The sequence below is a fragment of the Microbacterium sp. genome, assembly GCF_036566905.1.
GTDB lineage: Bacteria > Actinomycetota > Actinomycetes > Actinomycetales > Microbacteriaceae > Microbacterium.
The window spans coordinates 1-13,442 of sequence record NZ_DATCVK010000096.1; the positions used below are offsets into that span (position 1 = coordinate 1).

Genomic DNA, 13,442 nt, shown 5'->3' on the forward strand with positions numbered 1-13,442 from the left:
TCCGACGGCTGGCGCGGGCGATGCCGCCGCCGGCGGAGTCCAGCTGTCCGACGCGGTGGGCGGCGTCGTCGACCGCGGCTCGCCGCTGACGGCTCCGGCGACGTCGCGCACCATCGCCCGCCAGTCGCGTCCGTTGCCGGACGCCTGCGAGCCGGAGGCGGCCTGCGAGCCCGAGGAGTCGAGCGCCTTGGCGGCGAGGTCGAAGAGGCGGTTGAGAGAGCCCATGGAGGTTCCTTCCCTATCGGAGACATGGCGTGTGAAAGACCGCCAAGGTCTCCTCCACCCCGAAGGGCCGGCAGCCCGGGATCCGGCGCTGGATCCGTAGTGACGAGCGTGCCGCAGGCGGGAGTACTCCCCTTGTGCTCTCCAGCCTACGGTCGGCCGCGTTTCGCACCGGCCGTGTCGGCGCGCTCATCGGGCTCTCTCAGCGAATTGATCGATTCCGGGTGCGCCGCCGGCGGCATCCGTCCTCCACCGAATCAACGCGCGACGAGCGCCTCGCTCACGTCGTACGCCCGCAGTCGCCCGCACATGCCGAAGCCGCGCTCGTCTGCCGGCTCGGCTGCGAGGAACACCGTCGCCGCGGCGAGATGCGTCGCGTCACCGCCGGCGATCGCACGCGCGATGTCGAGGCTCTGCGCCGCCTGCGCGACCGGCCCGCGCGCGACGATGTCGGACCACGACGCCGCCCGCTCCTGGACCAGTGCGGCCGCGGCGGCGTGGAACGCTCGCAGGGGACCGAAGTCCCCGGCGGCCGCGGCGTCCCGGATCACGAGGAATCCCTCGACCGCGAGGTCGCGGCGGTGCGATGCGGCGGCCGCCCTCGCCTCCGGCGATCCCTGAGGCAGCGTCGCGGCCGCGGCGTACCGCTCGGGGTCGCCGACGATGTCGGCGGGAAACGTCATGACCGCGTCGCCCGCTTCGGGAAGCCCCGCGTTGCCCATGATGACGAGCACCTTCAGGTCCCCGTGGTTGACGGCGCGGTGGATCGCGCCGGGCGTGAACCAGACGACGGAGCCTTCGCGCAGCTCGGTCTGGCGGACGCCGGTCGGGTCGACCGTGTGCAGCGCGCCGCGTCCGCCGATGACGACATAGCACTCGGTCGAGGCCAGGTGCATGTGGGGACTGCCGCCGCGGAGTCCGTCGGGGCCGACATCCACGTAGACGTCGAGCAGGGTGACGGAGGTCGCTCCGGGAAAGCTCGGGGCGGTGTCGACCACGTTCGCTCCTCTCCTCATGCCTCAGACTACGACCGGCTGAAGGACGCCGCGCAGCGCGTCGGCGAGCGGCTCCGCGGCATCCGCTCCCCCGTCGGCGATGCCCACCGCGTACCGAAAGCGCACAGTCTCGCCCTGTGCGACGACGACCTCTTCGCTGAAGAAGGGTGCGGGGTTCAGCGCGGCGAACTCCTCGGATCGCGCGAACCACTGCGGCGGGTGGTGCGGATTGGCGGCGTCGTCGAGCATGAGCACGAGCGACGTGGCGTCGACGTCGTCGTGGCGTCCGACGAAGCCCATCCATTCGTGGCGCGACCCGCGGACATCGTCCCCGGCGCCGGAGGCGCCCGGCGCGACCAGGGTGCCGTCGGTGAACGAGCGCGGACCGCGCCAGAACAGGCCGCCGTAGCCGGCGTTCTCGCGGCCCCGCGTGGTCGGAGAGCCGATCGCGATCGGCGCATCGGTCACGTTCGTCAGGCGGGTGTCGAAGGTGAGCGCCCACGCGTCTTCCGACACGATCTCGGCGCTCAGCTCCCGGTGCTCGGCGAAGATGTCGTCGCCCGACTCGGTGATCCAGCGCAACGCGTGCGAGACTGCCGCGCGGTCACCGGACTCCAGCTCGATCTCGCCCTCGTGTTGCTGCACGCCGTTGTTCGGCAGCTGCACGTAGAACTGCCCGTGCACGTAGGTGGGCCCGCCCCAGAAGTTCTCGTCGTTCACGACCGGAAGCGCCCAGGCGATCCCCTTGTGCCACACGTGGTCGTGGGGCCGGAACAGGCTCACCACGTGGCCCGCCCGCGTGCGGAGGGGGTGAAGGTACGGCTTCGGCGACTCCAGCGCCGCTGTGGTGGGCGCGTAGACATACGTGAACAGGTCGTTGTCCCCGTCGCGGACGGTGACTGCGGAGCCGGACTCGTGGGTGACGCGCAGCGCGCTCATACGAGGATCTCCTTGACGGGCGCCCACGGGACGATCCCGCCGCTCATGGACCGGACGAACGGGTCGTCGCCGGCGAGGTCGCCGGCCTCGACCGTCACGCCGCGGAACGCCGACGCGTACGTGGCCGCGGCGAACTCGAGCGTGCGACGCGCCTCGGCGAGGTCGACCGCAGGGGCCTCGCCCGCGCCGAGCGCGTCGAGGATCGCGGAGATCTGATCGCGGTGGCCGCTGATCGCACCGGAGTCGAGGCCCTCGGCCCAGCGGGTGGACAGATGCTCGTGCCCGGCGGCCGGCGTGAACGTCCAGTCCTCGCTGGTGTAGCCGTAGAGGTGCTGCACCTCGACCGAGGCGTACTCGAAGTCGAATCGCAGACGGGACGTCTCGTGCGGCGATACGAGAGAGTTCACGACCGTGGCGAGGGCGTCGTTCTCGAACCGCACCAGCGCCATCGAGACGTCCTCGGTGTCGGTGGGCCGCAGCTGGCGAGCGGCGAACGCGCTCACCTCGGACCAGCCGCCGAAGATCGCGAAGAGCAGATCGAATTGGTGGATGCCGTGGCCCATGGTGGGGCCGCCGCCTTCGACGTCCCACCGCCCACGCCAGGGCACGTCGAAGTACTCGTCGGGACGGAACCACAGCGTCTCGCACGTGGCCACGAGCGGCCGGCCCAGCTCGCCCGCCTCGGCGAGGGCCTTGAGGTGGCGGGCGGCCGCACCGAACCGGTGCTGGAACACCGTGAGGACCGGCACGCCCGTCTCGGCCTGCACGGCGGCGAGCTCGTCGATCTCGCCCAGGCTGAGCGCGGTGGGCTTCTCGACCAGCGACGTGACGCCGGCCCGCATCGCCTGGATCGCGAGCGGCGTGTGCGTCTGCGGCGGGGTGCAGATGTGCACGAGGTCGAGCTGCTCGTTCGCGAAGAGCTCGGCGGCGTCGGGGTAGACCCGGTCGACGTCGAAGCGCTCGGCGAACGCGTCGGCGCGCGCGCGGTCGAGATCGACCACACCGACGATCTCGACGCGAGTGGCCAGGCTCTGGAGGGCCTCGGCGTGGGCGTGCGCGATGCCGCCCGTGCCGATGATGCCGACGCGGAAGGACGGGCGGGGTGTGGACATGACCTGTGATTCCTTCTCGGTGGTGGGTGGGGGGCGTGTCGGCGGGCGCGGCGGGGGTATCTCCGGCCGCGCCCGTCGACCACCGGGCTACTGATTGACGATGACGTCGATCTCGGCGAACAGCTGATCCACCGCGTCGTCGACCGTGATGGTCCCGAAGCCGAGCTCCTGGCCGAGCGCCTTGAACTTGGCCTCGACCGAGCCGTAGCCGACGATCGGCACCGGCGGGGCGTCGCCGATGCGGTCGGCGATCGACTCCTCGTAGTCGATGATCTGCTGGGCGGTCTCGTCGAGCTCTACGCCGTCGAGCTGGGTCTGGGATGCCGGCATCCCTCGGTTCGTTCCGAAGATGGCGCCGACCTCGGGGCTGTTCACCAGGAAGTCGGTGAACAGGGCGGCGGCCTCGGGGTGCTCCGTGCTCGCCGCAGCGGAGATCAGCATGCCGGCCTTCTTGTACAGGTCCTTGGCTCCCTCTTCCGTGACCGGAGGCGCGACGAGGTTCAGGTCGGGATACGCCTCGCCGAGGTTTGCGAGGTACGGAGCGCCGAAGTTGTCCCACACGATCTCGGTGAGCGCCTGGGCGGAGTCGAAGGCGCCCTTGGGAGCGACCTCCAGGATCCGCTGCTGCGGGGTGACGACGCCGTCTTCCCGCAGTTCGGCGCCGCGATTCCAGAAGTCGGCGAGGTCCTCCTTGGTGAAGCCGACCTCGCCCTCCTCGGTGAAGACCGACTTGCCCTCGGAGCGGAGCACGAGCTCGAACGGCTGAATGAAGCTGGTGGGGTCCGCACCGCCCCACACCTCGAGTCCGGCGGCCTCGGCGGCATCCCGGGCCTGGTGCAGCCACTCGTCATACTCCTCCCAGTCGCCACCGGCGAAGGGTTCGACGCCGACCTGGTCGGTGAGGACCACGTTCTCGAACATTCCGATCGCGTTCGTCGAGACGGGCATGCCGGCGATCGTGTCGTTGATCGATGCGATGTCGAGCACGCTCTCGTCGTAGCCGTCGGTGGCGATGATGTCGCCGACGTAGGGCGTGAGGTCCAGGAGCAGCCCGTTCCCGGAGTACTGGCGGACGTAGGTCATGTCCATCTGGAACACGTCCGGGAGGTTCTTGCCGGCGGCCTCGGTCTGGCGCTTCTCCCAGTACTCATCCCAGGCGAGGAACGTGGGGTTCACCGTGATGTTCGGGTATTCCTCGTTGAACGCGGCGATCGCCTCGTTGTACATCTCGGCGCGGACGTCGTTGCCCCAGAACGCGAAGTCCAGCGTCACGTCCTCATCCGGATCGTAGGTGGGCGCGGCTTCGCCGGGTGCCGATCCGGCGCAGCCTGAGAGCGCCAGGCCGAGGGCCGTGACGACCGCCGCAGCGGCGATCGCCGTCTTCTTCCTGCCAGTGAACATCGTCGTCCTTTCCGGGATCCCTGCGCGGTGAGCGCGGGGTGAACCTTCACTTAGTGATCGATCACTAAGTTCGAGAAGTGACAATAGTGAAGGTTCACAATCTGTGTCAACATGGATGTCGAAGGAGGCGCCCGTGACCGACACCGCACCGCACCGCCGGCCGACGATCATGGAGGTCGCCCGCCTCGCCGACGTCTCGCATCAGACCGTCTCGCGCTTCTTCCGCGCTCCCGATGGACTCAAGCCCGCCACCAAGGCACGCGTGCAGGCCGCGGTCGACCAGTTGAACTACCGCCCGAACCTCGTCGCCCGGTCGATGCGCACACGCCAGACGGGCCGGCTCGCCGTGGTTGTGCCGACCCTCGCCTACAGTCCGGCGCGCATGCTCGCCGGCGCGAGCGCCGCCGCGCACGCGGCCGGCTACGCGGTGGAGGTGCTGGCCCTAGAGGGTGGCGCCGAGGAGCGGACGGAGCGCGTGGCCGAGCTGGCCGACTCCGGTCAGGTCGACGGCATCGTCTCGTTCGCCCCCGTGCTCGCCTCGCTCGAGCTGCAGGCCTCCAGCGGGACGCCGATCGTCGCATCAGCGGACTTCGACGACGAGATGCGCGGCATCGGCGAGCTGGCGGATGCCTCCGCTCTCGTCGACCTGATCCGCGGCCTGGCCGAACGCGGCCACCGCCGGTTCCTCCACATCACCGGCGACCTCCAGTTCGCGTCGGCCCGCGCCCGGCGCGACACCTATCTCGAGACGATCGCATCGCTCGGGTTGGAGTCGACCGGAGTGATCGAGGGCGACTGGTCGGCAGAATCGGGAATGGCCGCGGTCCGCAGCCTTCCCGACCGTGATCGGGCGACCGCTGTGGTGGCGGCGAACGACCTCGTGGCCGCCGGCGCGATCCGCGCTGCGATGGACCGCGGGTGGCGCGTGCCCGACGACCTCAGCGTCACCGGATGGGACGACCAGCAGCTCGGGCGTCTGATGAGTCCCGCGCTGACGAGCGTGGAGGTCGACCTCGAAGGTCTGGGCTCACGCGCGATGACGAGGCTCATCTCGGCGCTGCGCAGCGAGCCCGTGCCGTCCGAGGCCCAGCAGATCCACCGCGTCATCTGGCGCGAGTCCACCGGACCCGCCCCGCTCTGAAGCCGCGGCATGCCGCCGCCCGCGGCATCCGCTCAGCCCGTGGCAGGCGTGGCGAGTGCGTTGCGAGCTGCCGCCACCGCGGCCTCGTTCGCGCTGTAGCCGTGCTCGGCGCCGGGGAACACGCCGCCGCGCACCTCCGCGGCGTACCGCGCGACGCCATCGACCATCTCGTCACCGACGGCCGCGAAGCGCTTGACGAAGGCCGCCGTCTTGCCCTCGGTGATGCCGAGGAGGTCGTGCATCACGAGCACCTGACCGTCGGCGCGACCCGCGCCGATTCCGATCACGGGGATGTCGAGGGCGGGGAGCACGACGTCGACGACCTCGGCCGGCACCGCCTCGACCACGAGCACGCTGGCGCCGGCCTCCTGCACCGCGACCGCCTCACGGGCGAACCGCGCCGCGGACTCGGCGGTGCGGCCCTGCGCGCGCATGCCGCCGAGCGCCACCGCGGTCTGAGGCGTCAGCCCCACGTGCGCGACGACCGCGATGCCGGCCGCGGCGATCGCGCGGATGCGGCTGAGCCGCGCCTCGCCGCCGCCCTCGAGCTTCACGGCGTCGGCCCCCGCCTCCCGCACGAACCGCACGGCGGTCGCGACCGCCTGCTCGTCCGAAACCTCGGTCGAGCCGAACGGCAGGTCGCACACGACGAACGCCGACCGCACCCCGCGGCGGACGGCACGGGCGAGCACGAGCATCTCGTCGACCGAGACCGCCACCGTCGATTCGTAGCCGAGCACCACCTGCGCGCCCGAGTCGCCGACCAGCACCATGTCGACCTCGGCCCGCTCGGCGACGCGCGCCGTCGGGTAGTCGTAAGCCGTGACCATGACGATGGGCTCGTGGCCGGACTTCATCTCCTCCAGCCGCCGAAGAGTCACCTGCGGGCGCATCACGCACCTCCTGCGTCGATCACGGTGTTGTCGATGAGCCGCGTCGCGCCGACGCGCGCGGCGATGGCGACCAGGGTCGGCCGATCCACCTGGTGAATCGGCTCGAACGTCTCGGGGTCGACGAACGCGACGTACTCGAGCGCGATCATCCCCTCGGCCAGCACGTCCAGCGCCCGATCCCGCAACCCGCGGGAATCACGGATGCCGGAGGCCGCGGCATCCGTCACCGCCTGCAGTGCGCGGGGAATGGCACGTGCCCGCACGCGCTCGTCGGGCGACAGCCGCGCATTGCGGCTCGAGCGGGCGAGACCGTCGTCGTCGCGCGACGTCGGGCACACGACGAGCTCGACGGGAACGTTGAGGTCGGCGGTGAGGCGGCGCAGCACCGCGACCTGTTGCGCGTCCTTCGCTCCGAAGTAGGCGGCGTCGGGGAGCGCCGCGAGCAGCAGCTTCGTCACGACGGTGGCGACGCCGTCGAAGTGCGCGCGGCCGCGCTGGGCGCCCTCGAGGGTCTCGGCGACAGGCCCGGTCACGCTCACCGTCGTCGAGAAGCCTTCGGGATACATCTCGCCGGCGTCCGGGGCGAACACCACGTCGACACCGGCTTCCTCGGCGAGCGCGACGTCGCGCTCCTCGGTGCGGGGGTAGGCGGCGAGGTCGGCCTGCTCGTTGAACTGCGTGGGGTTCACGAAGATCGACATCACGACGCTGTCGTTGTCGGCGCGAGCAGCCCGCACGAGCGAAAGATGCCCCTCGTGCAGGGCGCCCATCGTCGGCACGAGACCGATGCGTCCGCTGCGCCGATCGCGCAGCGCCGATCGCAGATCGGCGATCGTGCGCACGACGATCACCACGAGGTCTCCCCCACTGCCGGGCTCGAACCGCGAGCGACCGTCGAGGTGCGCGTGGCGGCCAGTTCCCGCGTCGCCGCGACGAGGGCGTCGAAGAGCTGGGCCCGCTCGGGAAGGCGCTCGCGCACGGCCGCGCGCTGGCGTGCCACCGTCTCGTCGTCGCCGCGCGCGATGGGCCCGGTGAGCGCCGCGACGCCGTCGGCCTGCCAGTTCTCGACCGTTGCGCGCACGAGCGGTGCGAAAACCTCCCGCCGAACCCCGGCCGTCGCGGCGAGGTCCTCCGCGAACCACTCCAGCGTCACGAGGAAGTTCGAGGCGATCGATGCCGCCGCGTGGTACGCGGCGCGGTCGGCGTCGGCGACCTCGAACGGCGCCATCCCCAGGACGTCCGCGAGGGCGCGGGCGGCAGCGAGGGCACGAGGGGTCGACCCGGCGACGGCGGCCGGAACGCCGTCGAACGACGCATCCGCACCGGCCACGGTCATGAGGGGATGGATGCTGAATGCCTCGTGCGGTGCGAGCGGCTCGAGCGTCGATGCGCCCGAGAAGTGCCCCACAAAGGGTCCGGGTGCGACGAGGGCCGCGGCGGCCGCGATCTCGGCATCAGGAACCGCCAGCAGTACGAGATCGGCATCGTCTGCGGTGTCGCCGCGGCCGAGCGGTCCGCGCACCTCAGCTCCGACGGCCCGCAGTGCGGCAGCCATCGACCGGCCGACACGCCCGTCGCCGACGATCGCGATCACGCCGAAGCTTCCGGCGCGCGCGTGATCGGGGTCGAGGTCCGGCATCGTCGTCGTCTCCCGTCGCGCGGTGTAAATGAACCTCGTTCAAAATACCCCGTCGCGCGGAGGACGTCAGACGCGGGCGGGCTGCCCGGCCTTTCCGAGCGGCGTGCGCAGCAGCACGGCGTAGACGACAACAGAGACCAGCATCCCGACCGGCACCGAGAGGTCGACGTAGCCGAGGCTCTCGGCGATGGGCCCGGTCCAGACCTCGGTCGACAGGCACAGGGCGGTCGCGGTGCCGCCGATCAGCACGGCCGCCATGCCGGGGATGCTCCATCCGCCGCTGTACCAGAAGGGGCCGCCGCGCTCCTCGTCGAAGAGCTCGACACCGTCGTAGCGGTTGCGGCGCATCACGACGTCGGCGACGAACACGGCCATCGTCGGCGCCGAGACGATGACGAGGAACTGCAGCATCAGGTTGACGGCGTCGAGGAGGTTCGTCGACAGCACGAGGTAGATCGTGAGCGCGGTGCCGATCACCCCCACCACCACCGCGGCCGGGATGCGCCGGATCGGGATGCCGATGGCCTGCAGCGCCATGCTCGAGGTGTAGGTGGTCATGCCGTTGAGCGCGATGGTGTTCGCGACCACGCCGATGACCAGGACCGGCCCGAGCCACGCGGGCAGCATCCCGAGGAGGGCGGATTCGATGCCAGACTCCATCACCGCGCCGGCAGCGACGGTCGCCAGCAGCGCTCCGACGATCGTGAAGACCATGCCGGGAAGCGCGCCGCCGAGGGCGGTGGCGGCGACGATGTGCGAGGACTTCGTCGACCGGGGCAGGTATCGCGCGATGTCGGGGCTGTTGATGAACGAGATCGGCGACGAGGCGATGATCGTGAAGCCGATCGTGATCGCCGACCACAGCGCCACGCCCGACAGCGGCTCGGGCTGCTGGAAGCCCCAGTCGACCTGCGGCAGGATGAACGCCGCGACGGTCACGAAGATGACGGCCAGCACGATCGCCAGCCACGAGTACACCCGCAGGATGAGCGCGTGGCCGTAGACCGCCACGAGCACGGTGAGGGCGGAGATGACGAGCGTCACGGCGATCGGCACGAGGACGGGGTCGGTGAGTCCCATTCCCGCCAGCAGGTCCGCACCCAGGAATGAGGACGCGAGCCAGTTGAGCGCCAGGAACACCGCACCGATCAGCCACCCGGTGAACGCCACGACAGGCTTGTTGCCGATGATGCCGTAGATGGCCCGCGTGATGACCGAGCCCGAGGTGCCCGCCGCCGGGCCGCTGATGGCGATGAGGCCGGGGAAGACCCACAGCACCGATCCGGCGATCACGACGAGCACCGCCTGCCACAGTTCCAGCCCGAGCAGCACGAGCGTGGCCCCGACGGTGAAGTTCAGGATGCTGACGCTCGGCGCCGCCCAGACGAAGAACAGGTCGCGAGCCCGCCCATGGCGCTCGCCGGCGCCGATCAGCTCGATGCCGCGCGTCTCGGGCTGGTTCGGCGCATCCACGAACTCCGTCGGCTGCGGCGACGCCTGCGCGGTCTGCGGGTGCTGTGACACGGTGATCCTCTCGGGCGGACCGGACGACGGCGTCGGACCGCGGCTTCGTTGCTCTCGGGACACTGCGACTATTGGCCGAGCGGACAATAGCCTATTGGTCACACATCCAATAGCATGGGCGGCATGGTGTCAAGCGGCGATGCGCGACGGATCCGCAAGCGGCCGGAAGAGCGGCGCGAGGAGATCCTGGCGACCGCGGCCGACATCGCGCTCACCGAGGGCCTCGAGCGCATCACCCTGCGTGCGGTCGCCGACCGGTTGGGCGTGCGTCCCGGCCTGATCACGCACTACTTCCCCGCCGCTGAGGATCTCGTCGTCGCCGCCTTCGCGCGGGCCGCCGCCGCCGAGCGGGCCGAGCTGTTCCCCCGGGAGGGCACTGCCACGCAGCGGCTGGCGCGCCTGGTCACCGGGTTCGAGAGCCGCGATTCGTGGGACCTCGCGCGGCTGTGGCTGAACGCCCGCCACCTCTCGCGTTTCAGCCGACCGCTGAACGAGGCGCTGGTCGAGCAGGAGACGCTCAACCGGGCCGGCATCGTCGACATCATCGAGCACGGCACCGGCTCGGGCGAGTTCGCTTCCGTCGATGCGCAGGCGGCGGGCATCCGCATCCTGATGGCGGTGGACGGGCAGAGCGCCTCGGTGAACAACAGCCACGAGGTCGGTGGCGGTGCGCACGAGCAGTTCGTGTCGGATGTCGCCGAGTGGACACTGGGCCTGGAGCCGGGAACCCTGCGGGCGACCGCCCGTTCGAACTGAGTTCCTCCCCCGCCCGCACTTCCAGGATACCGGGCGGAGGGGGCCTTGCCGCAAGGGCCCCCTGGGGGCGCATACTGGTCGGTCGCGACGCGTCCCCGCCCTTCCTCCACCGAACGCTGCGTCGCGATGTCCGCCAGGAGCAGATGCCGTGAATCCCATCCAGACCAGCCCTTTCCAGCTGCCCGAACGTCTCGCCGCCAAGTCCGACCCCGTACTGATCAGCGCTGACGAGCAGCAGTTCGCCGCGATCGCCGACAGCCTCGCCCGCTCCATCGACGGCCTCGAGGAGCGCCTGGCCGAGCTGCGCCGACGCCCCGGCGGGCACGGGCAGGCAGGCCTCGAGCGCGACCTCGAGATCCATCGCCTCTCCGCGCGCCTGCGCGTGCTGCGCCGCTTCACGATGGACGCGTGCCTCGGGCGCATGGTGCACGCGGACGGCTCCGAGCCCGTCTACATCGGGCGCTTCGGACTCACGGATGCCGCGGGCCGGCGCCTCCTCGTCGACTGGCGCACGCCGGCCGCCGAGCCGTTCTTCGCGGCGACCCACGCGCACCCGTCGGGCCTCGTGAGTCGTCGCCGCTACCGGTGGAGCAGTGGCCGCGTGACCGACTACTGGGACGAGGTGTTCACGGCCGACGGGCTCGAGCACAACGCCGCTCTCGACGACCAGTCCGCGTTCATCGCGAGCCTGGGCGCGAGCCGCTCGCCGCGCATGCGCGACGTGCTGGGCACGATCCAGGCGGATCAGGACGCGATCATCCGCGCCGGCTCGCGCGGCTCTCTGGTCGTCGACGGCGGCCCGGGCACCGGCAAGACGGTGGTGGCGCTTCACCGCGCCGCGTATCTCGTGTACTCCGACCCGCACCTGGGTGAGGGACGCGGCGGCGTGCTGTTCGTCGGCCCGAGCCCCGCCTACCTGTCGTACGTCGAGGACGTGCTGCCGAGCCTCGGTGAGGAGAGCGTGCAGACCTGCACGCTGCGCGATCTCGTCGCCGAGGGCACGATCGCCGAGCCTGAGCGCGACCAGGTCGTCGAGCGGCTCAAGTCCGACGCGCGCATGGTCGACGCGATCGAGCCGGCGGTGCGGCTGTACGAGGAGCCGCCGGCCGAGGGGCTCGTCATCGAGACGCCGTGGGCCGAGCTGTGGCTCAGTCCGCAGGACTGGGCGGAGGCGTTCGCGTCGGCCGAGCCCGGCACGCCGCACAACGAGGCGCGCGACCAGGTCTGGGAGACGGTTCTCGAGCTCCTCACCGACCAGGTGGACGGCGAAGAGGTGCCCCCGCATCAGCTGCGGCGAGCGCTCGCGCGTCACGAAGAGCTGACGCGGGCCTTCGCGCGCGCGTGGCCGCTGGTCGAGGCATCCGTCCTCGTGTCGGACCTGTGGTCCGTCCCCGCCTACCTGCGCCGCTGCGCACCGTGGCTCACGCCCGACGAGGTCGCGGCGCTGCAGCGCGTCGACGCCACCGCGTGGACCACGGCGGATCTCCCCCTGCTCGACGCGGCACGGCGCCGGCTCGGCGACCCCGGCGCCTCGCGCCGCCACCGGGAGCGCGAGGCGAAGCTCGCGCAGGAGCGCGAGTACATGGCGCAGGTGGTCGACCGCCTCAAGGAGGCCGGCGACGAGATGATGCAGTGGCTCGACGGCGACGACCTGCGCAACAGCCTCGTCGACGACTCGGTTCTGGAGGCGTCCGACCCCGACCTGCTGGCCGGGCCGTTCGCGCACATCATCGTCGACGAGGCGCAGGAGCTCACCGATGCCCAGTGGCGGATGCTGCTGGCGCGCTGCCCGTCGCGCAGCTTCACGGTGGTCGGCGACCGCGCCCAGGCGCGGCACGGCTTCCGCGAGTCGTGGCAGGAGCGACTGGAGCACGCGGGACTGACCGACGTGAGCATCGCCTCGCTCACCATCAACTACCGCACGCCGAGCGAGGTCATGGTCGAGGCCGAGCCGGTGATCCGCGCCGCGATCCCCGACGCGAACGTGCCCACGTCGATCCGCTCCAGCGGAGTCCCCGTGCTCCGCGCCGCGGTGGCGGAGCGCGACGGCATCCTGAACGACTGGCTCGCGGCGCACCCCGAGGGCACCGCCTGCGTCATCGGCGATCCGTCGTTCGCCGCGCAGGAACGGGTGCGCTCGCTGACGCCGGAGCTGGCGAAGGGCCTCGAGTTCGATTTCGTCGTGCTCGTGGAGCCGTCGAGGTTCGGCAAGGGCATCGAGGGCGCGGTGGACCGCTACGTCGCCATGACCCGCGCGACGCAGCAGCTCGCGGTGCTCGAGGCCTAGCGGGAGCGCGGGCTCGCCGTCGCGTTCAGCACTCCACGACGTTGACGGCGAGCCCCGCCGCGCTGGTCTCCTTGTAGCGGGACGACATGTCGGCGCCGGTCTGGCGCATCGTCTCGATCGCGGTATCGAGGTCCACGATATGGCTGCCGTCGCCGAGCAGCGCCAGGCGGCTCGCCGTCATCGCCGTCGAGGCCGCGACCGCGTTGCGCTCGATGCACGGGATCTGCACGAGCCCCGACACCGGGTCGCAGGTGAGGCCGAGATGATGCTCGATCGCGATCTCCGCCGCGTTCTCGATCTGTGCAGGCGTGCCGCCGCGCACCGCCGTGAGCCCGGCGGCCGCCATGGCGCAGGCGCTTCCGACCTCCGCCTGACATCCGGCCTCGGCTCCCGAGATCGAGGCGTTGGCCTTGATGATCGACCCGATCGCGGTCGCCGTCAGCAGGAACCGGCGGATGAGCTCGGCGTCGAACCCGGTCGCTGCGACAGATTGGTAGAGCACGGCAGGAAGGACCCCGGCGGCGCCGTTGGTC

At 71.2% G+C, this 13,442-nt stretch carries 12 protein-coding genes and 1 pseudogene; 3 read left to right on the forward strand and 10 right to left on the reverse strand.

Annotation, left to right across the window (positions count from 1 at the left end; translation table 11 throughout):
* The 5 genes and pseudogenes from VIP82_RS07360 to VIP82_RS07380 form a co-directional block, all read right to left on the reverse strand.
* Positions 1 to 225: pseudogene (locus VIP82_RS07360) on the reverse strand (cation-transporting ATPase); the annotation flags it as partial.
* Between the two features lie 254 nt (positions 226 to 479).
* Positions 480 to 1,220, reverse strand: a complete 741-nt coding sequence (locus VIP82_RS07365; RefSeq protein WP_331907164.1) for a cupin domain-containing protein — start codon at positions 1,218 to 1,220, stop codon at positions 480 to 482.
* Between the two features lie 21 nt (positions 1,221 to 1,241).
* On the reverse strand, positions 1,242 to 2,156 hold the full coding sequence (locus VIP82_RS07370) for a DUF6807 domain-containing protein (RefSeq protein ID WP_331907166.1): 915 nt from the start codon (positions 2,154 to 2,156) through the stop codon (positions 1,242 to 1,244).
* On the reverse strand, positions 2,153 to 3,268 hold the full coding sequence (locus VIP82_RS07375; RefSeq protein ID WP_331907168.1) for a Gfo/Idh/MocA family protein: 1,116 nt from the start codon (positions 3,266 to 3,268) through the stop codon (positions 2,153 to 2,155). The genes VIP82_RS07370 and VIP82_RS07375 overlap by 4 nt, the downstream gene beginning before the upstream one ends.
* A gap of 87 nt (positions 3,269 to 3,355) precedes the next feature.
* On the reverse strand, positions 3,356 to 4,669 hold the full coding sequence (locus VIP82_RS07380; RefSeq protein WP_331907170.1) for an ABC transporter substrate-binding protein: 1,314 nt from the start codon (positions 4,667 to 4,669) through the stop codon (positions 3,356 to 3,358).
* A gap of 133 nt (positions 4,670 to 4,802) precedes the next feature.
* Between VIP82_RS07380 and VIP82_RS07385 the strand changes: the two genes are divergently transcribed.
* On the forward strand, positions 4,803 to 5,810 hold the full coding sequence (locus VIP82_RS07385; RefSeq protein WP_331907172.1) for a LacI family DNA-binding transcriptional regulator: 1,008 nt from the start codon (positions 4,803 to 4,805) through the stop codon (positions 5,808 to 5,810).
* Positions 5,811 to 5,842: 32 nt separating this feature from the next.
* Here the strand turns inward: VIP82_RS07385 and panB are convergent, their stop codons facing one another.
* The 4 genes from panB to VIP82_RS07405 form a co-directional block, all read right to left on the reverse strand.
* On the reverse strand, positions 5,843 to 6,703 hold the full coding sequence (gene panB / locus VIP82_RS07390) for a 3-methyl-2-oxobutanoate hydroxymethyltransferase (protein WP_331907174.1): 861 nt from the start codon (positions 6,701 to 6,703) through the stop codon (positions 5,843 to 5,845).
* Positions 6,703 to 7,554 carry a pantoate--beta-alanine ligase gene (panC, locus tag VIP82_RS07395; RefSeq protein ID WP_331907184.1) on the reverse strand — a complete coding sequence of 284 codons (852 nt, stop codon included), beginning with the start codon at positions 7,552 to 7,554 and terminating at the stop codon, positions 6,703 to 6,705. The genes panB and panC overlap by 1 nt, the downstream gene beginning before the upstream one ends.
* Positions 7,551 to 8,342, reverse strand: a complete 792-nt coding sequence (locus VIP82_RS07400; RefSeq protein ID WP_331907176.1) for a DUF2520 domain-containing protein — start codon at positions 8,340 to 8,342, stop codon at positions 7,551 to 7,553. The genes panC and VIP82_RS07400 overlap by 4 nt, the downstream gene beginning before the upstream one ends.
* A gap of 66 nt (positions 8,343 to 8,408) precedes the next feature.
* The gene (locus tag VIP82_RS07405) at positions 8,409 to 9,866 is read right to left on the reverse strand and encodes a purine-cytosine permease family protein (RefSeq protein ID WP_414684629.1); all 1,458 of its coding nucleotides are present in this window, start codon (positions 9,864 to 9,866) and stop codon (positions 8,409 to 8,411) included.
* Positions 9,867 to 9,989: 123 nt separating this feature from the next.
* Here VIP82_RS07405 and VIP82_RS07410 point away from each other — a divergent pair, with 123 nt between their 5' ends.
* Together VIP82_RS07410 and helR are read left to right on the forward strand one after the other, a co-directional pair.
* A complete protein-coding gene (locus VIP82_RS07410; protein WP_331907178.1) occupies positions 9,990 to 10,622 on the forward strand; it encodes a TetR/AcrR family transcriptional regulator in 633 nt (210 codons plus the stop codon).
* 148 nt (positions 10,623 to 10,770) lie between these two features.
* Entirely contained in the window at positions 10,771 to 12,909 is a 2,139-nt protein-coding gene (gene helR / locus VIP82_RS07415) for an RNA polymerase recycling motor ATPase HelR (RefSeq protein WP_331907180.1), read from the forward strand.
* 25 nt (positions 12,910 to 12,934) lie between these two features.
* Here the strand turns inward: helR and VIP82_RS07420 are convergent.
* On the reverse strand, positions 12,935 to 13,442 hold a 508-nt coding region (locus VIP82_RS07420; RefSeq protein WP_331907182.1), incomplete at its 5' end, for an L-serine ammonia-lyase, iron-sulfur-dependent, subunit alpha.